This window comes from Olleya namhaensis (assembly GCF_900114005.1).
Classification (GTDB): Bacteria; Bacteroidota; Bacteroidia; order Flavobacteriales; family Flavobacteriaceae; genus Olleya; species Olleya namhaensis.
Map to the genome: position 1 here is coordinate 1 of NZ_FORM01000014.1, position 25,650 is coordinate 25,650.

Sequence of the window (25,650 nt, forward strand, 5' to 3'; positions counted from 1 at the left end):
CCGCAAGATTGCACGTCACTAATAACATCTGCTGTCGGAGATGTATTAATAGTTATGACAAAACTACTTTCGTCAGTACAATTATTTGGAGCTGTGCCAATTGATTTATAAACGAATAATGTTGTTGTACTTGTAATTATTTCGCCAACAGGTAACTCCGTTGTAGAAGCGCCTCCTGTTGCTGTGTGATATGTATTATTAGCAGTCAAAGCTGGTAAAGTATACGTGTCACAAGCTTCTACATCCATAGGTGAATCCGCTACTACCGTTCCATCAATAGTAATTATAAAACTAGTTTCGTCAGAACAAATATTAGGCGCTGTTCCTGTTTCAGTGTAAACGTATAACGTAGTTGTTGCTGTGATATCTGTTCCCGAAGCAATTAAAGTCCCTGTTCCATTTGGTCCTCCTGTTGCTGAATAATAGTTATTATTAGCATTTAATGTTGGTAATGTATAAGCACCGCAAGATTGCACGTCACTAATAACATCTGCTGTCGGAGATGTATTAATAGTTATGACAAAACTACTTTCGTCAGTACAATTATTTGGCGCTGTTCCAATTGATTTATAAACGAATAATGTTGTTGTACTTGTAATTATTTCGCCAACAGGCAACTCTGTTGCAGAAGCGCCCCCGGTTGCTGTGTGATATGTATTATTAGCAGTCAAAGCTGGTAAAGTATACGTGTCACAAGCTTCTACATCCATAGGTGAATCCGCTACTGGTGCGGCATCTATTGTAACTGTAAAACTACTTTCGTCAAAACAAGTGTTTGGAGTTGTTCCTGTTTCCGTGTAAACGTACAACGTACTTGTTCCTGTAATATCAGTTCCTGCTGTAACTATAGTCCCCGTTCCATTTGGTCCCCCTGTTGCTGAGTAATAGTTATTATTAGCATTTAATGTTGGTAATGTATAAGCACCGCAAGATTGCACGTCACCAATAACATCTGCTGTCGGAGATGTATTAATAGTTACCACAAAACTACTTTCGTCTGTACAATTATTTGGCGCTGTTCCAATTGATTTATAAACGAATAGTGTCGTTGTCGTCGTAATATCTGTCCCTGCTGAAATCTCCGTTGTTGGAGACCCTCCGGTTGCTGTGTGATAAGTATTATTAGCAGTCAAAGCTGGTAAAGTATACGTGTCACAAGCTTCTACATCCATAGGTGAATCCGCTACTGGTGCCGAATCGATAGTAATTACAAAACTGGTTTCATCAAAACAAATATTAGGCGCTGTTCCTGTTTCAGTGTAAATGTACAACGTACTTGTTGCTGTAATATCTGTTCCCGAAGCAATTAAATTCCCCGTTCCATTTGGTCCTCCTGTTGCTGAATAATAGTCATTATTAGCACTTAATGTTGGTAATGTATACGAAGAACAAGATTGCTCATCAGAAATAACATCTGCTGTCGGAGATGCATTAATAGTTATTACAAAACTACTTTCGTCAGTACAATTATTTGGCGCTGTTCCAATTGATTTATAAATATATAGTGTCGTTGTTGTCGTAATATCTGTTCCTGCAGAAACCTCCGTACCTGAAGCTCCTCCGGTTGCTGTGTGATAAGTATTATTAGCAGTCAAAGCTGGTAAAGTATACGTGTCACAAGCTTCTACATCCATAGGTGAATCCGATACTGGCGCTGCATCTATTGTAACTGTAAAACTACTTTCGTCAGAACAAATATTAGGCGCTGTTCCTGTTTGAGTGTAAATGTACAACGTACTTGTTGCTGTAATATCTGTTCCCGAAGCAATTAAATTCCCCGTTCCATTTGGTCCTCCTGTTGCTGAATAATAGTCATTATTAGCACTTAGTGTTGGTAATGTATAAGCACCGCAAGATTGCACGTCACTAATAACATCTGCTGTCGGAGATGTATTAATGGTTACTACAAAACTATCCTCGTCTGTACAATTATTTGGCGCTGTTCCAATTGATTTATAAATATATAGTGTCGTTGTTGTCGTAATATCTGTTCCTGCAGAAACTTCCGTACCTGAAGCTCCTCCGGTTGCTGTGTGATAAGTATTATTAGCAGTCAAAGCTGGTAAAGTATACGTGTCACAAGCTTCTACATCCATAGGTGAATCTGCTACTACGGTATCAGACCAAGTTAAGGTTACAGCAATTCTGCTACTAACACAACCGCTTATACTCTCTTCTGCTTCTGCATAATAAGTATAGGTTGTACCTGCTGTAAAAGGTCCTGTTGGTAAATAGCTAAGACTATTTGATTGCAAAAGTGTTCCGCCTGATGACGCATCGTACCAATTTACTTGATCGCCTACCGAAGGTAATCCAGGCAGAGTAACAGTTAATGTTGGCGTAGTGACTCCTGCACAAACACTTGGGTTATTTGGTGTTATTGGCGCGTCTATAATAGGACAAGAACAATTTGGTGCTGTTACGTCTAAATCCGCAGTGCAACTTGAATTTGATGGGTTTGTTGCAGTAATTGTAATATCTGTTCCAACAGGAATATCCGTAATGTTACCAGAACCTACAGTTCCTGCTGTTGTTGTAATTAGTGCACTTGTAGAAGATACTGTAAATGAAACATTATAGGTTAATAAATCAGTACTACAAGTTGTATTGGTTAGTGTTAATGTTGGTGAGTCTTCGATAGTAATAAGGAAACTACTTTCGTCAGTACAAATATTTGGAGCTGTGCCAATTGATTTATAAACGAATAATGTTGTTGTACTTGTAATTATTTCGCCAACAGGCAACTCCGTTGTAGAAGCGCCTCCTGATGCTGTGTGATAAGTATTATTAGCAGTCAAAACTGGTAAAGTATACGTGTCACAAGCTTCTACATCCATAGGTGAATCGGCTACTGGTGCTGCATCTATTGTAACTGTAAAACTAGTTTCGTCAGAACAAATATTAGGCGCTGTTCCTGTTTCCGTGTAAACGTACAACGTTGTTGTTACAATGATATCTGTTCCTGCTGTAACTATAGTCCCCGTTCCATTTGGTCCCCCTGTTGCGGTATAATAATTATTATTAGTTGATAACGCTTCTAATGTATAAGATGTACAAGATTGCTCATTGGTTTTTACATCTGCGGTTGGAGCCGGTATAAACTCAACCAAAACTTCATCGGTACTTGTACACGTTGGCGATATTGTAATATCAGCACTATAAGTTCCATCTAAGGTCACATCTAATGTAGCACCAGTTTCTCCAATAATTTCCGCACCATTAAAATACCAAATATGACCAGCTGTTGGTAAGCTAGATGTTAGTGTTACCGTAGTGCCTTCACATTGCGCTGTACCATTTGCAATAGTAATATCATCACCTAAAGAACCTCCCGCTGCATTAAATGAGTTCTGACCAAGAAAAACTGCTGAGTTCAAAGCATGATCTTCATAATCCGCTATAACTAATTTTATTCTGTAATTAGTACCAGGCGTTACTGGAGAAAAAGCAGTCATAGATTGTGTATGCCCTCTAAGTCTAAGAGGATTATTAAAACCTGCAGGACCAACAGCGTAATAAGCATCAAAATATATTGGATTTTCAGAAGCACATAATGCATTGTTAGCCATATCTCTAACCGTCAATACGGAAACAACATCTGTTGTTCCAGGTACTACAGCTAAATTTACTGGTGGACCAGGATTATCTAAATCTGTTAATATAAAAGCAAAAGCATCTCCAAAATCGCACTGCTCTTCGCCATATTCTTCAGAAGCAAATAGAAAATCAAAATTTAAGGTATTTCGTGTTGGTGTAAAATCGAATTGGATTGAAGTTGCATCTCGTGATTGTCCAGTCATACCAGGAATTAATGCTTCTAACTCGGCATCTCCTGACCAAAAACCAGTACTCTCATCTCCTGAAAAATGAGGTCCGGGTAATACAGTAGCATCTCCCGTGCTTAAGACAATTCCAGATTCAAAAGGGAAAGCACCAGGATCTGCACTGAAATAAGCAATCCCGTTATCAAATCCAAATCCTGTTCCAAAATCACTACCGGTACTAGAAATTACATTTGATATTGTAGCACAAGGATTATTAACTAAAATATCCGTAATTAATTGTTCCGGTGTATATGTTGTTTGATCAATATCAATAAACGTTCCAGCCTTATATTGACTTTGTAAACTAGCCATTTGTAAAATAACATCATTTTTATAAAAGTCTTCTTGCAGTGCATTATAACTTTCAAAAACAACATCCTCTATAAAACAGACTCCTGTTTTAGGCAGTATAGCTATCCCTTGTTCTATATTACAATTAGGGTTAAATCTAGTTTTAGTGGGTAAAGTATATAACGGATTAAGAACCTCAGTATCGGCAACAGCAACTGTTGAATAATTTATATTTATAACTGCATCAGGAGTATCCGATGTAACGTTTAAATTAAAATAACCTGATAAAGCAAAAGCTGTGAGGATTATTAGGTTTCTCATAAAATTAATTAATTGGGACAAAATTACCACTTAATTAATGTTCTTCTAAATAAAAATTAACATTTTTTAACAAATAAAATAGTACAAATACAAAATAATTGATTTTTTAAATTAATTATAAAGCTTTTGATTTACAATTGTTTATCCTAAAAACGCATACATAATTATACGTATGCGATCAAAAAAGGTATAAAAAAAACAAGACCTAATATGTTATATATAGGTCTTGTTTTTTTAAACTAGATAGTATTTATCTACTTATATTTCTATTTACTTTAAAGCTTTCATAAACAACTCTGCGCTAGCTAAATTGGTAGCTAATGGTACATCGTGTACATCGCAAAGACGCATTAACATTAAGACATCCGGCTCGTGTGGATGTTTTTCTAGAGGGTCTCTAAAAAATATTACCATACTACATTTACCTTCTGCTACTCTAGCTGCTATTTGCGCATCTCCTCCCATTGGCCCTGATAACATGCGTAATACTTCAAAGCCTGCTTTTTTTACTTTTTTACCTGTAGTACCTGTTGATATTAAAGTAATTTCTTTTTGATGAAAAATAGCCTGATGTTCGTTTAAAAACTGAACCATCTCTGCTTTCTTACCATCGTGTGCAATTATAGCTATTTCCATTTATTTTATTGTTTTAGTATGAAATGCAACTAAACCTTCTATTGGACGCCTTTCAAAATTTCCAACTTTAAAACCTAACTCTTTAGCAACTGCTTTGATTTCATCTTGACAGAAAAACGCAATTGAACCCGCAAAATGTACTGGTACCGTTTTAAGCTCTTCTTGGTACTGTAAAATCATATTTTTTGCAAAACGTCTGATTCCTGATTTGATTAGTTCAACTATATATTCTGAATCCTTATTTAATATCATAAACTCTGCAAACTGCGCTAAGTAAGCATTAGGATTAGGTTGTTTGTATAAATTATACTTTATATAATCTGCTTCTAGGTTATACTTATCTGCAAAAGCAATTCTGATTTGCTCTGGCATATGATTAAAATAGTAGTCACGTAATAACTCCTTACCATAATAATTACCTGAAGCGTCATCCATAATAGTGTACCCTAAAGATTTTACACGTTGATGTAAAATAGTACCATCGTAATAACTACAATTAGATCCAGTCCCTAAGATGCAAACTACTGCTGCTTCAGTTGGTGTATTAATGGTAGCGTATACAGCAGCCATAGTGTCTTCGTCTACTAAAATAGTTGCTTTTGGAAAAAATTCTTGTAAAACAACCTTTAGCATTAATCGTGGATTTTCTGTCCCACAACCAGCACCATAGAAAAACACGTGTGTGACCTTGTCTTTATTATCCTTTAATGGCGTACTCTTTTTTAAGATTTTTTTAATTTTCTTTTCAGATAGTATCGCAGGATTTAAACCTTTGGTACGTATTTTTTCAAATAATTGGTTTCCGTCTTTATCTACTGCAATCCAATCGCATTTTGTAGAACCACTATCAACAACTAAAATCATATTTTTAAATATTTATGGTAAGATAAAAAAAAAGCACAGTAAAAAGATAAATTACATCTATTTACTGTGCTTAAATTATATAAAATTAAACGTATTATAGTGCGTTAACTTTTTGAGCTAAGTCTACTAATTTGTTTGAATATCCAAACTCATTATCATACCAAGATACTAACTTGAAAAACTTAGAATTTAACTCGATAGCAGAATCTGCATCAAAAACACTAGTTTGTACTTCTCCAACAAAATCTTGAGATACAACTGCATCTTCAGTATATCCTAAAACACCTTTCATTGCACCTTGCGATGCTTTTTTCATAGCAGCTTTAATTTCAGCTAAAGACGTTTCTTTTTTAGTTCTTACCGTTAAATCTACAACAGATACATCAACCGTTGGCACTCTAAAAGCCATACCTGTTAATTTACCATCTAATTCTGGAATTACTTTTCCTACTGCTTTTGCAGCACCTGTAGATGTTGGTATAATATTATTTATTGCACTACGTCCTAAACGGTAGTTTTTACGTGACGGTGCATCTACAGTAAATTGTGTAGACGTCGCTGCGTGGATAGTAGTCATTAAAGCTTCTTCAATTCCGAAGTTATCTTCTATAACTTTAGCTAAAGGCGCTAAACAGTTAGTAGTACAAGATGCATTAGAAACTATGGTATCTGCAGCAGTTAATTTATCATCATTTACACCCATTACAAACATTGGTGCATCTTTACTTGGTGCAGAGATTACTACTTTTTTAGCACCACCTTCAATATGGTAGTTTGCTGTTTCTAAAGTTGTAAAAATACCAGTACATTCTGCAACTACAGTAGCTCCTGCTTCATCCCATTTTAAACTTTTTGGGTCTCTTTCTGCTGTTACACGAATTGTTTTACCGTCAACTACAAGGTTTCCGTCTTTTACTTCGATTGTACCATCAAATCTTCCGTGTACAGAATCGTATTGTAATAAGTAAGCTAAGTGGTCTACATCTAACAAATCGTTAATTGCAACTACTTCTACATCGCTACGTTTTACTGTCGCTCTAAACACGATACGACCAATTCTACCAAATCCGTTAATTCCTAATTTTAATGTTGACATATGATTTTTATTTATTTGTATTCAATTTATATTATGTGGTCATGATATCTGACACACGTATCAATTCTTCGTTAATTTTTGATTTTCCTTTTACAGCTTGCTCTAAAGGTGTTAATTGTATTGTATCACTTAATAGACCAACCATATAATTAGATTTACCTTCTAATAAGCTCTCTACAGCTTTTACACCCATTCTACTTGCTAACACACGGTCAAAACAAGATGGAGAACCACCACGTTGCATGTGTCCTAATACAGATACACGTACTTCGTACTCTGTCATATTTTCTTCAACGTAATCTTTAAGTTCGAAAACGTTTTTACCAATTTTATCGCCTTCTGCTACGACAACAATACTTGATGATTTTCCAGATAATTTACTTCGTCTTAACGACTCTAATAAACGTTCTAAACCTAAATCTTCTTCAGGGATTAAAATCTCTTCTGCTCCAGCACCAACACCTACGTTTAAAGCAATATGTCCCGCATCTCGGCCCATAACTTCTACAAAAAACAATCTGTTGTGAGAACTGGCAGTATCTCTAATTTTATCAATAACTTCTACAACCGTATTTAAAGCGGTGTCGTAACCTAATGTATGTGAGGTTCCAAAAATATCATTATCAATAGTTCCTGGAATACCCATTACTGGGAAACCAAATTCTTGATTAAAAATTAATGCTCCGGTAAAAGTTCCGTCTCCTCCTACAACAACTAAAGCGTCCACATTGGCAGCGACTAAAGCATCATATGCTTTTTGGCGCCCTTCTTTAGTACGAAACTCTTTTGATCTAGCAGACTTTAAAACAGTACCACCTTTATTAATAAGACCTTTTACATTACGTGCAGTTAACTCCTTAAAGTCACCTTCAATCATACCTTCGTATCCACGATATATTCCGGCACATTCTATATTATAATAGGCACATGTTCTGGCTACAGAACGTATTGCAGCATTCATCCCTGGAGAATCTCCTCCAGAAGTCATAACTGCTATTTTTTTTATGGTTTTTGACATGTATTTTTTACTTAATAAAGTAAAACTAATAAAGATATATTAGATAATACATTGCTTTTGCTAAAATTTAACGATAACCTTAAAACTATAACGTTATCGTTAATAACTTAATAAAATACAGCGTGTTAAATTGAATAAAAGAAGACTTTTGGTAGAGATTATTCTTCTTTTTTGAAAGTCATATCGTCTGGAAATGGCGAGTTCGAATCTGTCTCTGGTTTGGGATTTTGGTCTTCTTTTTGAGGTTCTAAATTTTCCTCCTCTTTTTTAGGACTAAAAACTTTACGAAGTAATTCTCCAAACGTATCAAAAGAAACGCTGTAAGATAATCCTACACCTTGGGTATATCCAATCTCTTCCCCAAAGTTTCTAATACTATTTTCTCTATTAAATACTTTAGCGGTTAACGTCCCATCTTCATTTAATAAAAAATCTATTTGTAAATCTCCAGCAATTACTGAGTCTCCCAATCCTCCAACCGGTACCCCAACTTTACCGTTAATTAAAACACGATCAGAAATTTTGGTTTGCAATGTCACCCCTACTCGATTATCCGTTTGATAATCTGGATTGTTTTGACCAGCTTCAAAGTTTAGTCCAACGTTAAATTTACCATCTCCACTAGACAATAAACTATTAACCAGGCCATTTAATCTTTCGGTTAATGTTCCTGAAAAATTAAGATCATTAATACCACTACTAAATCCACCAGTCAAAATTAAATATAAAGCTTGGCTATCTCTTTCTTCTTTTGAGTCTAATCTATAGTTTAACTCAGATTTTATACTTGATTCTGTTGTTGGAAACGTAAAGACATAATCTATATCCGGACGTTCTAGCTTATCTGATAACTCTATAATTAACTCGACAGGAATACTCCTACTTATAGGATTATCTAATAAAGGAGATGGGTTTGCACGCGTCTCATATTTCGCATTAATATTTATAATTGCATCTAAAGGAGGACCATTCCATTGTATGTTACTAACATATGGTTCTACTGTAAATTTCTTTTCTATTACACCTCCATACAAAAAGTTATAAACCCCTTCATATACTACAAAATCACCATACATATTAAACTTATCATTGGTGTTTATCTCAATTAACAAACCTCCAACTCCGCGTCCTTTTATTGTACTTCCTGAGGTTTTATCAATTAAAATTTCGATCTCAGCATCTTCCGTAACATCTAAATCAAAATTTAAATCCAACCCTGTATCTAAAGTATTCTCTAATACAATTCCTTTTTGTCTTGCTGCTTTTTCTTCTGCTGTTATAAAATGAATTATTGAGTTATCACCAAAAGACTCGTTGTCATTTAAAGGTATTTTAAAAACCGTTCCTTTTTTAGTTTGGGCAATAACATTAATACTTAATCCTTCGGCTGGACCCGTAATAGAGGCACTACCACCTATAAATCCTGTACCATAATATAAAGAGTCTTCGCTTTCTTTTGTGTCTAAAACTAACAGTCTTGATGTTAGCACTTCTAAATCAAGTTTCCATTTAGAAAAATTAGTATGACTAATACTACCATCTAAAAGACCTTTAGTATCCTCTTTTATATCTGTAATATTAATTTTATTAAAGTAAAACGATTGGTCTTTTAATGTTACCGAAGCTTGTTCTTGGAAAGCATAGTCCACATTTAAATAAGGCACTCCTAAGCCTCCATTATCAATTTTAAATGCACCATTAAAGCTTGGTTTGTTTAAATTACCAACGACCTTAACACCTCCATAAACATCTCCTCTAATCTTATCCAAGACGCCTTCTAAAAATGGATTTAATATTTGTAAATCGAATTTATTAAAATCTAAATTAACATCAATAAAAGCATCATCTCCTTTAACACTTATGTCTCCTTTTGCAGTAAACGAATTAGAAATATCATCCTTTATTTTTGCATCTACTTTGTAATTAGACAACGTTGAGTTTCCTTTTATTTTTGCATCAAAAGAACCTAAAAAGGTTTCATTAACTTCTAAATCATCAATTGTAACTAAGGCATTAGGAATGTAGTTTCCGTTTTCTTGAAGGATATCTAAATCTCCGTTAATATTTCCCGCTAAGGACAATTTAGTAACCTCTGGAACAATCTTATTTAAATCAACATTTTTAAAATTCAGCTTTAAATCTTTATAGGTAGAATCTCTTAAAACTCCTGCTAATTTGATTTGCTCATTTTCATGATTCATCATCAACTCTTCAATCTTGAAATTTTTAAAATCACGATCAAAAATCACTTTATTTAACTTGTTTTTATCTTCATTAACATACCATTTGTTGCCTTTAAAAGTGACATCACTCTTTTTAAAACCAACAACAGATAAATTATCTTTATTTATAGTGTGATAAAAACTTAAATTATAAGCATCGTCATTACGTTTACCTCCTTTAAATTCTGAACGCATAAACAGTGTGTCGTTAAGCGTCACATTAATTAAATTAAACTTAGAAATGTTGTAGTGTTTTGTATAAACACTATCCACTTCTACATAAGTATTAAATAGTGGGTTATTGTTATCCACTTGCAACTCTATGGTGTCTGCAAAGTAATCTAATAACTTAATTTTTGGTGATTTAAAGGTTAGTTTAAACGCTTTTTCATTACTCTCTACACGCCCTTTAATAAAGGTATTGGCGCCTACCTCTACTTCAGGAAAAAAGACTTCAACAATTTTGTTATATATCTTAAAATTAAAATCAATGTATTGATTCCCTTCTATAGTATTTGGAACATAATTAGCGTACACGCTTTTTATAGAATTTTCAAAGAGTAACTCTAAATCTTTAAATTTAAAATTCCCGTTTAATTGCCCTTCTACAATTTCTGGAGAGTTTACTTTTATTAGCCTTTCATTATCAGAAAACTCAGAACTAATAGCAAAATCTTTAAACGTGTATGTATCGTTCTCATTTTTATACACTGTGTTTTTAAATGAAATATTACCCACAGCATCATCAATAGTATTTGCATTCATTTTCATGTCTACAATACCAGTAAACTCTGATTGCTCATCTCGGTTATAAAAATTAAGTGCTTTCAAATTGGCGTAATCTACTCTGGCAACAAAATCAAACGACTTTACCTCTTGAGATAAATCTGCTAAACCATCAAATTCTAATTTTAAGTTTTTATCCCTAGACACCAACTTTCCATTAAATTTACTTTGCTTATACTGTCCATTAACTACAATATTCTGGTAATTATAATTGTTGTAATTAATGTTATAAACATCCCCTTTTAATTGCGTTTTTAAGTTTTCTTTTTTAAAACCTACACCATCAACATCTACGTTTAATGAGGTAGTCCCAATTTTAGGATCTTCTAATAATTGTCCTAAATCAAACTCGTCTAAAATTATATTTCCTTTATACGATGCATAATCTATATTGCTAATATCAGACATCTCAAGATTAGAATTAACATAGCCTAATGTTGTGCTAATCTCTAAATCTGCTCTAATCTTATTTGGTGTAATATTAGAAGTACCAACTGCAGTAAAATTACCTAACTTATCAAATAAAGACGGAATTGATTCTCCTAAAACATTAGGTAACAAATCTTTTAAGTCTTTGTAATTAGAAGATAAATTGGTAAAATTACCTTGCATGGCAAAATTATTATCTTCACTATTAAATAGATTTTTAAAGTTTATTGTCCCGTATATCTTAGTGTTTCGGCTTGTATCTAATCTTAAATTTTCTGTTGTTAGATTATTTAATGTTCCTGATAGTTTTGTTGAAAAATTGGCACGTTGATTTTTACCAAATTCATTATAAAACACATTTAATTCATCTAATAAAACACTACCCTCTGTAAAATTAGCAGAGACTTTTACTTTATCCTCAAACTCTTTAAAATCTGATCTATTATAATTAAAGGCTAGTTCTCCTTTTATAAAAGATTCTGGTGTTTTTAAATTTAAATTATCAAAACGCATTTCTGACAGTGTATAACTAAAATCAGAAGATAAATTTTTTAATTGTATTCCACGACTGTCAACAAACTGCATGGTATTTATTCTAGTCCTTACATTACTACCGTCAATAACAAAATTGGTTCCGTTTAAATTGATAGTATTAAATTGAATAATCTGTGGCGTTTCTTTATTTTGATCAATTAAATTAAAAGTCCCGTTGGTAATATTAACATCACTTGATGTCAATAAAAAATTACTTTTTTCCGGTCTTGGGTTATCATCTTCAAATCGATCCACAAACACATCTAAATTGGTTTGGCTTTCGTCTTTATAAGTCACAATATTAAATACCAAATCCTCTAAATCAATATCACCAAAATTTAATTTACTGTTATATAGATTTTTAAAACTAACAATTGATGTATTTAATTCTGTCGCACTAATTAATGTATCCTTTTTAAAATCTCTAATTAAAATACCTTTAATCTGGACATCTCCATTAAATTGCAATCCGATTTTTTGAATATTTATATTGGTTTTATAAGAATCATTAAGCCAATCCGTAGCGTATTTACCAGCTTTAGTTTGAACAGCAGGAATAAACATGACCAACACCAAAATGATGAACAACAATAGCAAGATTGCTATTAATTTACCGACTATTTTAAGAAATTTTTTGATACTGTTTTTAAGCTTAAAAATTATATATAATATCTTACTTTTGCTTTTAAGTAAACAAAAGTAATTTAGTTGTTAATCATTACACCAAAATTAACAATTATTATGCCTAAAAATACCTAATGACTACACAAAATATTTATATCCTCGGAATTGAAAGCTCTTGTGACGATACTGCTGCCTCTATTATATATAATGGAAAGATATTAAGTAACGTTGTTGCAAGCCAAAAAATACATGAAGAATACGGTGGTGTTGTACCTGAATTAGCCTCTAGAGCGCACCAACAAAACATCGTACCTGTTGTAGATCAAGCTTTAAAAAAAGCAGGAATAACTAAATCTCAACTTAGTGCTGTAGCTTTTACTAAAGGACCAGGATTAATGGGGAGTTTATTAGTGGGTACATCTTTTGCCAAATCGTTGGCATTTGGATTAAACATCCCATTAATTGATGTTAACCATATGCAAGCACATATTTTAGCTCATTTTATTGACGAAGATGGATTTAACAAACCGTCTTTTCCTTTTTTAGCAATGACCATTTCTGGCGGACATACTCAAATTGTAAAGGTGAACCACTATTTTGATATGGAGGTTATTGGAGAAACAATTGATGATGCTGTTGGAGAAGCGTTTGATAAAAGCGGAAAAACATTAGGCTTAGGTTATCCTGCGGGTCCTAAAATTGATAAATTAGCAAAATTAGGTAATCCAAAGGCTTTTAAATTTACAAAACCAAGAGTAGATGGTTTAAACTTTAGCTTTTCAGGTTTTAAAACGGCTGTTTTATATTTTATCCAGAAGCAAGTCAAGTTAAATCCTAATTTTATAGAAGAAAACTTAAATGATATTTGCGCCTCCATACAATATACAATTATTGGTATTTTAACGGATAAACTTAAGTTAGCAGTTAAACAAACCAGTATCTCTCATATAGCTATTGGTGGTGGTGTGTCGGCAAATTCTGGCATAAGACAAGCTTTAAAAGATGGTGAAGCAAAACACGGATGGACAACCTATGTTCCTAAATTTGAATTTACAACAGATAATGCAGCAATGATAGCAATTGTAGGTTATCTTAAATTTTTAGATGGTGATTTTGCCGAACAAAATGTAATGGCAAATTCTAGATTAAAAATATAAACACAATATCTAAAACCTAAAACTACTGTTAACAATCACAACTAAAACTATTTATTTTTGTTTTTTTGCTGAAATTAAAACACATACACTACCCAATGAAATTTTTACTTTACCTTACTATCTGTCTATTGTCGGTCTCTACTTTTGCTCAAAGAGCTTTAAAAAAAGAATTGGACACCATTACAACGGTTGCACAAGCTGAAAAATTTTTAGAAACAAAAAAATCTAGAAAAAATAAAATATTAATCTTTAATGAAGAAAAGCATAAGACTAAGCTAGCAACAAAGCTTTTAAGCACAAGCGTTGGAAGTACAGAAGTTGTAAAGACAGAATTTAACGTCACACATTATAAAGTGGTTGATAGGACAGATGACAGACACTACAGGCTTAGTTATATCTACTTTGATGGAAATAAAATAGAAGCTTCCAAAATTGTAGAATACAAAAACAATATTTTAAAATCTTACGAAGATGGTGTTAGATTTGACGATTTAGCTAAACGTTACTCGATGGACAGAAACGCTAAACGTGGTGGAGATTCTGGATGGTTAAAAGAAGGAAGCATGCCAATTGAAGTAGAAAATGAAGCGTTTAATTTGGATCACAAATTAGGAGAAATTTATACTGTAAGAATACCTGAACCTAATGGTTTTTATGTGATCTTAAAAACGGAACGCATTAAGAAAATCAAAGAAATTAAAGTACTTAAAGTAATAGCAAAAGATTAAATGCAACTATTTTACAATCCAGACATACAGCCCGATACAACCCAATTTTCTTTTCCTAAAGACGAAAGCAGGCACATTGTTAAAGTCTTAAGAAAACAAACGGGAGACACCCTAAATATTACCAATGGTAAAGGGTATCTGTTTGAAGCTGAAATTACTATTGCTGATCAAAAAAACTGTGTTGTTACTATTTTAGAAACCACCTTGCAACAACCACAACATTACAAATTGCATTTAGCAGTAGCACCAACAAAAATGAATGATCGTTACGAGTGGTTTCTTGAAAAAGCTACCGAAATTGGAATTACAAGCATAACGCCAATTATCTGCGATCATAGCGAAAGGAAAGTCGTGAAATTAGAGCGGTTTAATAAGATTATCCAATCTGCAATGAAGCAATCTCTAAGTTGCTACTACCCTATTTTAAATGACCCATTACATTTTAAAGACTTTTGTAATCAAGAATTTTCTGGAGATACATTTATTGCGCATTGTGAAGAAACAGACAAAAAGTCATTAAAATCTCAGGTATTACCTAAAAACGAAATCACCATTTTAATTGGACCAGAAGGTGACTTCTCTATAAAAGAAATAGAATTAGCTATTAAAAATAATTTTACTCCAGTAACTTTAGGACAAACAAGATTACGCACGGAAACTGCTGCTATAGTAGCTTGTCATAGTGTTGCTTTTATAAATGAATAGCAACAATACAAATACAACTTACATTGTTTAGATTTTTGACAATCATAAAATAGAAACAGAAGTATTATCTTTAGTAAATAAAATTGAAACTGAATATTTATAAATGAAAAACATTCTAACATTATTTCTTTTTCTATCTACTTTCAATAGTTTCTCTCAAGACTTAGCGATACTCAAATATAAAGGTGGCGGAGATTGGTACAGTAATCCTACAGCTATTCCTAATCTTATCAAGTTTTGCAACGAAAACATTGACACACAAATCAACGAAAAACCAGAAACCGTTGAAGCAAATAGTATTGATATATTTAGATTTCCATTGTTACATATGACAGGCCATGGAAATGTGCTGTTTGAAGAAGACGATGTAGACAACTTACGTAACTATTTGCAATCTGGTGGTTTTTTGCATATCGATGATAATTACGGTATGCAGCCATATATCGTCAAAGAACTAAAAAAAATATTTCCGAATCAAGACTTAGAAGAATTACCAAGCACACATCCTATTTTTAGTACAGCTTTCACTTTTAAAGAGGGCTTGCCTAAAATTCATGAACACGATGGTAAACGCCCGCAGGCGTTTGGTTTGTATTATAAAACTAGGTTAGTTGTTCTTTTTACTTTTGAAAGCGATTTAGGTGATGGATGGGAAGATCAAGAAGTACACAACGACGATGACGCCATCCGTCTAAAAGCTTTAAAAATGGGAGCTAATATTGTAAAATATGCTTTCGAAAATTAAATCTTTCGGAAATTAACTTATTAAAACAATTGCCAATCCATGCAACTAACGCATTATACTTCAAAATTTAAACAACATCAATTTCCTGTAACTGTTATTTGCGAAAACGTTACAAACGCGCCAAATATTGGTAGTCTATTTAGAGCTTGTGATGCTTTTGGAATAGAAAAACTAATTTTTTGTGGTGCAGATATTCCGTTAGGACGAAAAATGACTAAAACTTCTCGTGCGACAGAAAAAGTAGTTAATTATCAAGTTGAAGACTCAGCACTTGAAACCGTAAGCAATTTAAAAAAAGAAGGTTATAAAATTGTAGCTTTAGAAATAACTTCGGACAGTAAAACCATAAGTCAGTGCCAATTTAACTCAAAACAACCTATCGCATTAATTATTGGTGATGAGAATTTTGGGGTTTCTGAAGCCATTTTAAAACTAACTGATACCGTTGTACATATAGATATGTTTGGGCAAAATAGTAGCATGAATGTAGTCCAAGCAACAAGTATTTGTTTATATGAAATTACTAAACAGTTAGCACAAAAATAAAATTCAATATTTTATATTTACAGTATGACATCAAGAACAATATCAAACGGAATTTTAAGGGCTGCAGCAACATTAGTTGGTGTTGTTATACTTTTATGGTTTTTATATAAAATACAATCTGTAATAGTTTATTTAGTAATTGCTGGTATCGTTGCTTTATTAGGGCGTCCGTTAGTGGTGTTCTTAAAAAGCAAACTAAAATTCTCGGATACTTTAGCTGTGGTTTCTACCATGGTTATTTTTCTTGCATTAATCTTTGGTATAATTAGTCTTTTTATACCCTTAATTATAGAACAAGGTCAAAACTTAGCTTTATTAGATATTGATTTATTACAAACCAATATTGAAAACTTATATAAAGAAGTTATTAGTCATTTTGGATTAAGTTCTTCTACAGTTGAAGAGTCCATAAAAGACTCTAAATTTATGTCAAGTATTAATTTTGGTATAATACCAGAATTTTTAAACTATCTAATTGCCGGTTTTGGAAGCTTTAGTATTGGTCTGTTTTCAATACTATTTATATCCTTTTTCTTCCTAAAAGATAGTAAACTAATGAGTACAGGATTGATTACTATATTGCCTAAAAAACATGAAAAAAGGTTAAGAGAGTCATTTGTTACAATACGCGATTTACTAACACGATATTTTGGAGGATTACTACTACAGTTGTTAATACTGTTCACAATTTACTCAATTGTTCTTTTAATCTTTGGAATACAAAATGCAGTAATTATAGCAACACTTTGTGCTCTATTAAATATAATTCCATACGTTGGTCCTATTATTAGCGCCTTTTTACTAATACTTTTAAGTATGTCTAGCAATTTAGGAGAAAGTTTTAGCGATGTTATACTTCCAAAGACCATTTACGTAATGGTTGGGTTTTTAATAGCACAATTAGTAGATAATTTTGTTAGCCAACCTTTTATATTTTCAAAAAGTGTAAAATCTCATCCGTTAGAAATATTTTTAGTTATTATTATCGCTGGATTATTATTTGGTATTGTCGGTATGATAGTCGCTATTCCAATGTACACAGTACTTAAAGTGATTTCTAAAGAGTTTTTATCAGAATACAGAGTGGTTGACAAATTAACTAAAGGTTTAGATGATTAAGTTTAATAAGGCCATTCTTGATAGCGACATACAAGATTTTATAAACGCTAACATAAACTCTGACATATCTAAATTGGCGCTAAAAGGTATTCCCTTTTCTGAGCATTTAAAACAAGATATCTTTACACAAATAGAAGCAAAAAAAAGATGTCAAAAAAAGCTGCCTACTTGGTTTAACACGCCAAACATTTACTATCCAACAAAATTAAATATAGAGCAAACCTCCTCAGAGATTACAGCAAAGTATAAAGCTAATCTAGTTTCAGGAAAAGCTTTAATAGACTTAACTGGAGGATTTGGGGTAGACAGTTTGTATTTTGCTAAAATGATACAATCTGTCGTGCATTGTGATATAAACAAAACGCTATCTGAAATAGTCGCTTATAATGCTTCTATCTTAAAAATTAAAAATAGCAGCTTTTATCCCCAAAACGGAATAGAGGTTTTACAAAACATAACCACCAAATTAGATTGGATATATGTTGACCCCTCTAGAAGAAATGATATAAAAGGAAAAGTGTTTTTATTAAAAGACTGTTTACCAAATATACCTGAGCATTTAAATTTTCTATTTACAAAGGCCAAAAATATTTTAATTAAAACCTCTCCTCTTTTGGATTTAACTTCTGGTATAAACGAACTTCAAAATGTAAAATCAATACATTGTGTTGCTGTCAATAATGAAGTAAAAGAACTATTGTGGGTGTTAGAAGAAGGTTTTGAGGGCGCAATAACAATTAATACAGTAAATCTTAAAAATAACGAAGAACAAGAGTTTTCTTTTTTATTAGGTGATGAAAATAAAGAAGATCCTGACTACAGCCAGCCTCTAACCTATTTATACGAACCTAATGCAGCCATTTTAAAGTCCGGAGCGTTTAATAGTGTCGCAAGTCAGTTGAAACTTTTTAAGTTGCACAAACACGCGCATTTATACACTAGTGATACATTAATTAAATTTCCAGGAAGAATATTTAAAATTGAAACTAGTATTAATTACAACAAAAAGGAATTCAATAAAAAAATAGGATTAAAACAAGCTAATATAACGACTCGTAACTTTCCTGAGTCAGTAGCCAAAATAAGAGAAAAGCTTAAAATAAAAGATGGTGGTAAAAACTATTTGTTTTTTACCACCAATTTAGACAATTCAAAAATCACTATTCTTTGTTCTAAACTTTAGTTTAGACTATTTACTATAGGTGTGTCAATTTTATTTTGAGCATTAACAACAATTTCAATTTCTGAGCAGTTATTAATATTTATAGCTATTTTATCATCAGAAACACCAATAACATTGCTGTCCAAATTAAAAATAGTATCTCCTTCTGTAAAACTAATCCAAGAAGTACTTGCACCTGCAGCTACATCTACAAATTCAATCATATTACTATCAGAATCTATGATTTGAAAAGTAAAAGCGACAGTTCCGTTGTTTATTAGTTTTGTTTTTGGATCTTGATTATTGCAAGATTGATTTGCTTCGGCTACATTTTGACTTACTGCACTTTTACTTACTGCATCATCCAAAGACTCTACAGTACAACTAGATACAGTTAATAATAAACAAATTGCAACTGATAATTTTAATAGATATTTCATTATTTTTTCAAGTTTAAACCAGCAAATAAATATGCTGAATTTGGGGCTGCAAAAGTACCATTTAAAAGAGGATAAAAAATTTTTACACTTAAAAAAATAGCTGAATCGATGAAAAACAAAATAAATCGATATAGTGTTAAAAACTAAACCGTTAGTCAAAATATAAAGGCAATAAAAAATAAGTAAAGCGTAAATATTTAATTACTCAAGAAACTAATTGCATTAAAAATTTGGACCATAACTAGAACAAAATAGTAATAAAACTAAAATAGATCAGAACTATAACTAATTAAAGACTATTAGTTAAGAAAACCATAGAAAACAAAAAAGCCTCACTATTTCTAGTGAAGCTTTGAGTGAGCCCTTCAGGATTCGAACCTGAGACCGCCTCCTTAGAAGGGAGGTGCTCTATCCAGCTGAGCTAAGAGCCCGTAGTTTTATTGTTTCTACGAAAACAGTGTCGGGGTGGCAGGATTCGAACCTGCGGCCTCCACGTCCCAAACGTGGCGCGATAACCGGGCTACGCTACACCCCGAAAAACGGTTATCTTAAATCAAAATACAATTTTGATAAAAAAATTGCGGAGAGACAGGGATTCGAACCCTGGGTAAGTTTTAACACCTACGACGATTTAGCAAACCGTTCCTTTCGGCCACTCAGGCACCTCTCCGTTATTGTAATGAACTTGCAAGTAATTGCGGGTGCAAATTTAGAATACTTTATTAAATATCACAACCTTTTTTCAAGTTTTTTTTGAATTTTATTCAGGATATTCAATTCTCAAATGGTAAATATTTGCAAGCTTGCGCTTTAGCACTTTTTTAATTGATTCAATTTCTTTAAAAGTTATGTCCGCATTTAAAAATTGACCGTCATCTTTCTGTTTATTTATGATATTTTCGACAAAATTATCAATTTTACTAGAGGTTGGCTCCTTCAAACTTTTAGAAGCTGCCTCTACACTATCACACATCATTAATATTGCAGTTTCTTTACTAAAAGGTTTTGGACCTGGATATGTAAAGTCATTAATATCTACGTCTTCATGATTGGCTTTCTCCTTCATATAAAAATAATAGACCTGACTTGTACCATGGTGCGTTCTAATAAAATCAATAACACGATCTGGTAAATTATTTTTCTTTGCTATTTCAATACCATCCAAAACATGATTTATAATTATTTTAGCGCTTTCTTTTGGCGATAATTCATCATGACTATTAATTCCTGAAGATTGATTTTCGGTAAAATACGTCGGAGACTTCATCTTACCAATATCATGATACAATGCCCCTACTCTAACTAGCATCGCATTCGCATTAATTTCGTTAGCAGAAGCTTCAGCTAAATTAGCAACATTTAAAGAGTGATGAAACGTTCCTGGTGCTTTATTAGACAACTCTTTTAATAGTTTAGAATTAGTATCAGACAATTCTAATAAAGACACATCGGACACTAATCCAAATAACTTCTCGTAAACGTAGATTAAGGGTTGTACAAATAGCGTGGCTAATCCACATAATACAAATAATCCAAAGGTTTCCCATTTCAAATTATCTATACTAGCTTCATGAATTACAAAAAAGGCGAAATAAGCGATGATATACACCAAAGTAATCTGACCCACGGAAATAAATAGATTTGCTCTTTTATATAGCTCTGATACCGTTAGGATGGTAACAATACCCGCTATGATCTGAAGAAACATATACTCATAACTATTAGGCACTATAGATCCTAACAATAATACGGTAATAACGTGAGTAAATAACCCAAGACGTGCATCAAAAAAGGCTTTTAAAACTAAAGGTAATATCGCTATTGGAACCAAATAAACATACTCTGAATTGTAGTTAACAATCAAAGTCGTTAATAATACCATTATAAAAACATTAAAAAAGATGAAGGTTACTTTTGTGTTATTTTTATAAACATCTAACCTATACTTTCGTATAAAAAGTAACAACATTAATAGCGCCAAAGCTACTAATAAAGTATAAGCAAAAATTATCCAATTATAACTTGATTTACTCCACACTTGAGATTCGTATTCTTTAGATAAAGATGTTAGTACTTGATACTTTTCGTCATTAACAACTTCTCCTTTAGAGATTATTAAAGTCCCTTTATCCACTACACCTCTATTCTTAGAAACCTTACTTAAAGATTCTTTTAACACATTATCTGTTAAAGCGCGATTGTAAGTTAAATCTGATTTTATAACATCAAAAAACAAAGCGGTTAATCTATTAGAATACGTTTCTAAAGAACTTCCTTTTAACTCTTTATCAATCGTAGTTTTTATAGCACCTAATTTTTGTAAATTAGAATATGTGGTTATTTTTTTCTCAACATTATCTACTAAAATAACAACTTTATCTTGATCATTTAAATCTAAATCTTGACTTAAAATACCATATTTATAAAAGTCCTTTAAAATAGAAAACCCTTTAGATTTTATCTTTTTATAATCCCGTAGTGTATCATTAAATACTTTGCCAAAGTTCTCTTCAAAACTATCACTAACTTCTGCTGCTAAATCTGCTTTCTTGTTAAAAAAACGACTAGTTTGAGAAGTAATAATCGCATTTTCGTTTAAAACTTCAACATTAGATTTTTGAATGGCAAAATTAAAAGGAGCGTACAGATTTTCTGTTTGCCAAGGCTTACCTTTCTCAAAATTATATTTAAACCGTCCACTTTTAGGAAAAATAAAGACTATTAAAATAGTAGTAACTACAAATAGTAATATTTTATAAAATTGCGAATGATTTTTATAAATCGCGTTAATATGATCTTTCATGCTTAAAACTCGTGTTTTTCAAATGTAACAATTTATAATACTACAATTAACCTATAATATTAAGATTACAGTAAAATTTTCTAAAAAAATTAGTAATTTCGTGCTTTACTAAATAATAGATATTATGAGCAAAGAAGTTGTTATTGTTTCTGCAGCTAGAACACCAATTGGTAGTTTTTTAGGTGCTTTAAGTACTGTTCCTGCTACAAAGTTAGGAGCTATTGCTATAAAAGGAGCTTTAGATAAAATAAATTTAAACCCAGAATTAGTACAAGAAGTATTAATGGGGAATGTTGTACAAGCTGGTAATGGTCAAGCACCTGCTAGACAAGCAGCTATATATGCTGGAATACCTAATACTGTACCATGTACAACTATAAATAAAGTATGTGCTTCAGGTATGAAAACAGTTATGCAAGCTGCACAAAGTATTGCTTTAGGTGATGCTGATATAATTGTTGCTGGTGGAATGGAAAACATGAGTATGATCCCGCATTACTTTCATGCTAGAACTGGAACTAAATTTGGTCCAGGTACACTAATTGATGGTATGCAAAAAGATGGATTAGTTGATGCTTACGACCAAAATGCAATGGGCGTTTGTGCTGATGCTTGTGCTACTGAGTATAACTTCTCTAGAGAAGACCAAGACGCTTACGCTATCCAAAGTTATAACAGATCTTCAGCTGCGTGGCAAGCGGGTAAATTTGATAATGAAATTGTTCCTGTTGAAGTACCACAAAGAAGAGGAGAACCTGTAATAGTTAGTAAAGATGAAGAATTTACTAATGTGAAAATGGAAAAAATACCTGCTTTACGTCCTGCTTTTTCAAAAGACGGTACAGTAACTGCTGCTAATGCTTCAACTATTAATGATGGTGCAGGCGCAATGGTATTAATGAGTGCTGATAAAGCTAAAGAATTAGGTTTAAAACCTCTTGCAACCATAAAAAGTTACGCTGATGCTGCGCACGAACCTAAATGGTTTACAACTGCCCCTTCTAAAGCGTTACCAAAAGCAATAGAAAAAGCAGGCATGTCAATTGACGATATTGACTTTTTTGAATTTAACGAAGCTTTTGCTGTTGTAGGATTAGCTAACATGAAAATTTTAGGATTAAACGATTCTAATGTAAATGTTAATGGTGGTGCTGTTTCTTTAGGTCATCCATTAGGATGTTCTGGTGTTAGAATACTAGTTACCTTATTAAATGTGTTAGAACAAAATAATGCTAAAATAGGAGCTGCAGCCATTTGTAATGGTGGTGGTGGTGCCTCTGCTGTAATTATTGAACGTCACTAAAAAGACCTAATGCAATTCGGAATCTGTAATTTAAGTATTGTTCCTTTAAGACTTGAAACCTCTGATACAAGCGAGTTAGTCTCGCAGGTTATTTATGGAGAAACATTTAAAGTTTTAGAGCAGCGCAAGCAATGGAGTAAAATAAGATTAGCTTTTGATAAATACGAAGGCTGGATTGATAATAAGCAATATATTGAAATTACAGAAGAGCAATACCATCTAATAAACAGTCAACCTCTTAAATTGTCAACTGATTTAGTTGAATTTATTCAGGATAAAAATAACCAGTTAAATACTATTGTTTTAGGTTCTCAATTAAATGGTTTAGACTTAATGCAACATGCTTTTGAAGGTGATTTTTGTGATAATAAAAATTTAAAAGAAGAAATAATTACGACTGCATTTCAGTACCTAAACACGCCATATCTATGGGGTGGTAAAACACCGTTTGGAATTGATTGTAGTGGTTTTACCCAAATGGTTTATAAACTTAATGGTTATAAATTATTACGTGATGCCTCTCAACAAGCAACACAAGGAGAAGCTTTAAGTTTTATAGAGGAAAGTGAGCCAGGTGATTTAGCATTTTTTGATAATAATGATGGAAGCATTATACATGTTGGAATTATTATGCAAGATAATTATGTTATCCATGCTCATGGACAAGTAAGAATTGACAGATTAGATCATACAGGTATATATAATGCAGACAGGCGTATGCATACGCACAAATTGCGAGTCATTAAAAAGATTATATAGTAGATAATAAAGCCTTCAGAAATGAAGGCTTTTTTAGTACTACAGCATAGTGTTTTAGATTGTACTACTCGTTTTAAATCTTTAAGTTTTGCATCTTCATAAAGTATGATTATAATATTTAGCACACTTAAACTAACTTCTGTGACTTCTATAATTATTTACTAAGCAAATACTACTTTTCGGTATTATAAGATAGACTATAAATCTACTCAACAATACCTAAAATAGGACATAAAAAAAAGCCTTCATAATTGAAGGCTTTTTTAGTAAAATAGAATCTATTATTATCTATCGTACTTTTCTTTTAATACTTTAGCTTTAGCATCTTCACCAAGTGCACTATAGATATTTGCCAAAGTCAAACCTACTTCAACACTGTCTTCTTTAAGTTCTAAAACTTTTTCTAAGTAAGGTGCAGCTTCTTTATATAGATCTGTACGTTTTTGCTTTAATTCGTCATACTTTCTGTTATCAGCAGCTGACGTCCCTAAACCGTTCATTACTTTTACTATTTCTTGCTCTTCACTTAAAACTAAAGCAGCCAAATTAGTTAAAGTGTTAGTGTTGTTTGGCTTTAAACTAAGAGATTTAGTATAATACTCCTTTGCTTTAACTTTATCACCACCGTCATTAGCTAATACTGCTAAATTGTATAATAAATCAGGGTTATTAGGATCATTAGCAAGAGCTTCACTTATTAGTGCTTGATATTTGTCTTTATTACCTAATTTATAATGTAAATTAGCTTCATTTACCAATAAACTAGAATCTTCAGGATTTGCTTCTCTAGCTTGTTTCATAGCATCTAAAGCTTTATCATTTTCACCTTTTTCTGCATATATTAAAGCAATATTCTTGATTATTTCTGAAGACTTAGATTCAGTAGTTCTTTCTCCTGCGTTTGTATGAGTACCCATTTTAACAAACTTATCTCTAGTTTCCTTTGGTAAAACCTCTTCCTGTCCACTAGCACTGTTAATTGCAAAATATTCAGTAGAAACTCCTGTATAACCTAACTCATTAAGTTGTAAATAATATCCTAACGCTGTATCCATATCTTGCGCTTGTAATGCACTAGATGCCGCATAATACAAATAAGTTTGATCTGATTTCTTTACATTATAAAGACTCTCAAAAACACTAGCTGCTTTACTAAAATCTTTTGCAGTATAAAAATCGTTAGCTTTAGATATTAAATCATTTTCAATAACTTGCTTAAATTGAGAAACTTCAACTGTAGTACTAGATATTTTCTCTAAACTACTTACTGCACTTGTTATATCTTTTGAAGATCCAGAACCATTACTAAAAAAGGCTTTAGCAGATGCAAAATAATACTTATCTTTTAATTTACTATCCATAGCACCTTCCATAGATTGTAACTGTGTTACTAAACTTTTTGCTTCAGCATAGTTACTATTTTTTACTGCTTTTTCTAGAGCTTTGATTTCTTTTTTCTGCGCAATTGAGCTTACAGATACAAGTAATGCTATCCCAAGTATTAATTGTTTTTTCATTATTAGTTATTTTTAAATTTG

Annotated in this window: 18 protein-coding genes and 3 tRNA genes; 9 read left to right on the forward strand and 12 right to left on the reverse strand. The window is 32.3% G+C overall.

Going from position 1 to position 25,650, the window contains the following annotated elements:
* The 6 genes from BMZ09_RS15455 to BMZ09_RS15480 all read right to left on the reverse strand — a co-directional run.
* Window positions 1–4,436: choice-of-anchor L domain-containing protein (locus BMZ09_RS15455; RefSeq protein ID WP_090842312.1), on the reverse strand; the 4,436-nt coding region annotated here is incomplete at its 3' end.
* Window positions 4,437–4,706: 270 nt separating this feature from the next.
* A complete protein-coding gene (locus BMZ09_RS15460) occupies window positions 4,707–5,072 on the reverse strand; it encodes a methylglyoxal synthase (protein WP_090842314.1) in 366 nt (121 codons plus the stop codon).
* Window positions 5,073–5,936 (reverse strand): N-acetylglucosamine kinase, encoded by an 864-nt coding sequence (locus BMZ09_RS15465; protein ID WP_090842316.1) that lies wholly within the window; start codon window positions 5,934–5,936, stop codon window positions 5,073–5,075.
* Window positions 5,937–6,030: 94 nt separating this feature from the next.
* On the reverse strand, window positions 6,031–7,032 hold the full coding sequence (gene gap / locus BMZ09_RS15470) for a type I glyceraldehyde-3-phosphate dehydrogenase (protein WP_090842318.1): 1,002 nt from the start codon (window positions 7,030–7,032) through the stop codon (window positions 6,031–6,033).
* Between the two features lie 31 nt (window positions 7,033–7,063).
* On the reverse strand, window positions 7,064–8,050 hold the full coding sequence (gene pfkA / locus BMZ09_RS15475) for a 6-phosphofructokinase (protein WP_090842320.1): 987 nt from the start codon (window positions 8,048–8,050) through the stop codon (window positions 7,064–7,066).
* A 158-nt stretch (window positions 8,051–8,208) separates the two neighbouring features.
* Window positions 8,209–12,585 carry a translocation/assembly module TamB domain-containing protein gene (locus BMZ09_RS15480; protein ID WP_245741158.1) on the reverse strand — a complete coding sequence of 1,459 codons (4,377 nt, stop codon included), beginning with the start codon at window positions 12,583–12,585 and terminating at the stop codon, window positions 8,209–8,211.
* A gap of 194 nt (window positions 12,586–12,779) precedes the next feature.
* Between BMZ09_RS15480 and tsaD the strand changes: the two genes are divergently transcribed.
* The 7 genes from tsaD (at window position 12,780) to BMZ09_RS15515 (ending at window position 18,828) form a co-directional block, all read left to right on the forward strand.
* Window positions 12,780–13,802 carry a tRNA (adenosine(37)-N6)-threonylcarbamoyltransferase complex transferase subunit TsaD gene (gene tsaD / locus BMZ09_RS15485; RefSeq protein ID WP_090842322.1) on the forward strand — a complete coding sequence of 341 codons (1,023 nt, stop codon included), beginning with the start codon at window positions 12,780–12,782 and terminating at the stop codon, window positions 13,800–13,802.
* A gap of 95 nt (window positions 13,803–13,897) precedes the next feature.
* Complete coding sequence (locus BMZ09_RS15490) at window positions 13,898–14,530, forward strand: peptidylprolyl isomerase (RefSeq protein ID WP_090842324.1); 633 nt, start codon at window positions 13,898–13,900, stop codon at window positions 14,528–14,530.
* Window positions 14,531–15,235, forward strand: a complete 705-nt coding sequence (locus BMZ09_RS15495; RefSeq protein ID WP_090842326.1) for a 16S rRNA (uracil(1498)-N(3))-methyltransferase — start codon at window positions 14,531–14,533, stop codon at window positions 15,233–15,235.
* A gap of 103 nt (window positions 15,236–15,338) precedes the next feature.
* On the forward strand, window positions 15,339–15,980 hold the full coding sequence (locus BMZ09_RS15500; protein ID WP_090842328.1) for a DUF4159 domain-containing protein: 642 nt from the start codon (window positions 15,339–15,341) through the stop codon (window positions 15,978–15,980).
* A 39-nt stretch (window positions 15,981–16,019) separates the two neighbouring features.
* Window positions 16,020–16,526: a TrmH family RNA methyltransferase gene (locus BMZ09_RS15505; protein ID WP_090842331.1), complete on the forward strand. Its 507-nt coding sequence runs from the start codon at window positions 16,020–16,022 to the stop codon at window positions 16,524–16,526.
* Window positions 16,527–16,550: 24 nt separating this feature from the next.
* Window positions 16,551–17,645: an AI-2E family transporter gene (locus BMZ09_RS15510; protein WP_090842333.1), complete on the forward strand. Its 1,095-nt coding sequence runs from the start codon at window positions 16,551–16,553 to the stop codon at window positions 17,643–17,645.
* Entirely contained in the window at window positions 17,638–18,828 is a 1,191-nt protein-coding gene (locus BMZ09_RS15515; protein ID WP_090842335.1) for a THUMP-like domain-containing protein, read from the forward strand. Before BMZ09_RS15510 ends, BMZ09_RS15515 begins: the two co-directional genes overlap by 8 nt.
* Here BMZ09_RS15515 and BMZ09_RS15520 read toward each other — a convergent pair.
* The 5 genes from BMZ09_RS15520 to BMZ09_RS15540 form a co-directional block, all read right to left on the reverse strand.
* A complete protein-coding gene (locus BMZ09_RS15520) occupies window positions 18,825–19,247 on the reverse strand; it encodes a hypothetical protein (protein ID WP_090842337.1) in 423 nt (140 codons plus the stop codon). The two genes, BMZ09_RS15515 and BMZ09_RS15520, sit on opposite strands and share 4 nt — an antisense overlap.
* Before the next feature lie 357 nt (window positions 19,248–19,604).
* Window positions 19,605–19,678 (reverse strand) — tRNA-Arg (locus BMZ09_RS15525).
* A gap of 29 nt (window positions 19,679–19,707) precedes the next feature.
* Window positions 19,708–19,782 (reverse strand) — tRNA-Pro (locus tag BMZ09_RS15530).
* Between the two features lie 46 nt (window positions 19,783–19,828).
* Window positions 19,829–19,917: transfer RNA gene (locus BMZ09_RS15535), tRNA-Ser, on the reverse strand.
* 90 nt (window positions 19,918–20,007) lie between these two features.
* Entirely contained in the window at window positions 20,008–22,050 is a 2,043-nt protein-coding gene (locus BMZ09_RS15540) for an HD family phosphohydrolase (RefSeq protein WP_090842339.1), read from the reverse strand.
* A gap of 124 nt (window positions 22,051–22,174) precedes the next feature.
* Here BMZ09_RS15540 and BMZ09_RS15545 point away from each other — a divergent pair, with 124 nt between their 5' ends.
* Window positions 22,175–23,353: an acetyl-CoA C-acyltransferase gene (locus BMZ09_RS15545; protein WP_090842341.1), complete on the forward strand. Its 1,179-nt coding sequence runs from the start codon at window positions 22,175–22,177 to the stop codon at window positions 23,351–23,353.
* 9 nt (window positions 23,354–23,362) lie between these two features.
* Window positions 23,363–24,112 carry a C40 family peptidase gene (locus BMZ09_RS15550; RefSeq protein ID WP_090842343.1) on the forward strand — a complete coding sequence of 250 codons (750 nt, stop codon included), beginning with the start codon at window positions 23,363–23,365 and terminating at the stop codon, window positions 24,110–24,112.
* A gap of 284 nt (window positions 24,113–24,396) precedes the next feature.
* On the opposite strand, the gene BMZ09_RS15555 is transcribed toward BMZ09_RS15550, so the two are convergent.
* Entirely contained in the window at window positions 24,397–25,629 is a 1,233-nt protein-coding gene (locus BMZ09_RS15555; RefSeq protein ID WP_090842345.1) for a tetratricopeptide repeat protein, read from the reverse strand.
* Between the last annotated feature and the right edge of the window lie 21 nt (window positions 25,630–25,650).

Coding starts and splice junctions, on each gene's coding strand:
- BMZ09_RS15460 (WP_090842314.1), bottom strand. CDS start 5,072: ATGGAAATAGCTATAATTGCACACGATGGTAAGAAAGCAGAGATGGTT.
- BMZ09_RS15465 (WP_090842316.1), bottom strand. CDS start 5,936: ATGATTTTAGTTGTTGATAGTGGTTCTACAAAATGCGATTGGATTGCA.
- gap (WP_090842318.1), bottom strand. CDS start 7,032: ATGTCAACATTAAAATTAGGAATTAACGGATTTGGTAGAATTGGTCGT.
- pfkA (WP_090842320.1), bottom strand. CDS start 8,050: ATGTCAAAAACCATAAAAAAAATAGCAGTTATGACTTCTGGAGGAGAT.
- BMZ09_RS15480 (WP_245741158.1), bottom strand. CDS start 12,585: ATGTTTATTCCTGCTGTTCAAACTAAAGCTGGTAAATACGCTACGGAT.
- tsaD (WP_090842322.1), top strand. CDS start 12,780: ATGACTACACAAAATATTTATATCCTCGGAATTGAAAGCTCTTGTGAC.
- BMZ09_RS15490 (WP_090842324.1), top strand. CDS start 13,898: ATGAAATTTTTACTTTACCTTACTATCTGTCTATTGTCGGTCTCTACT.
- BMZ09_RS15495 (WP_090842326.1), top strand. CDS start 14,531: ATGCAACTATTTTACAATCCAGACATACAGCCCGATACAACCCAATTT.
- BMZ09_RS15500 (WP_090842328.1), top strand. CDS start 15,339: ATGAAAAACATTCTAACATTATTTCTTTTTCTATCTACTTTCAATAGT.
- BMZ09_RS15505 (WP_090842331.1), top strand. CDS start 16,020: ATGCAACTAACGCATTATACTTCAAAATTTAAACAACATCAATTTCCT.
- BMZ09_RS15510 (WP_090842333.1), top strand. CDS start 16,551: ATGACATCAAGAACAATATCAAACGGAATTTTAAGGGCTGCAGCAACA.
- BMZ09_RS15515 (WP_090842335.1), top strand. CDS start 17,638: ATGATTAAGTTTAATAAGGCCATTCTTGATAGCGACATACAAGATTTT.
- BMZ09_RS15520 (WP_090842337.1), bottom strand. CDS start 19,247: ATGAAATATCTATTAAAATTATCAGTTGCAATTTGTTTATTATTAACT.
- BMZ09_RS15540 (WP_090842339.1), bottom strand. CDS start 22,050: ATGAAAGATCATATTAACGCGATTTATAAAAATCATTCGCAATTTTAT.
- BMZ09_RS15545 (WP_090842341.1), top strand. CDS start 22,175: ATGAGCAAAGAAGTTGTTATTGTTTCTGCAGCTAGAACACCAATTGGT.
- BMZ09_RS15550 (WP_090842343.1), top strand. CDS start 23,363: ATGCAATTCGGAATCTGTAATTTAAGTATTGTTCCTTTAAGACTTGAA.
- BMZ09_RS15555 (WP_090842345.1), bottom strand. CDS start 25,629: ATGAAAAAACAATTAATACTTGGGATAGCATTACTTGTATCTGTAAGC.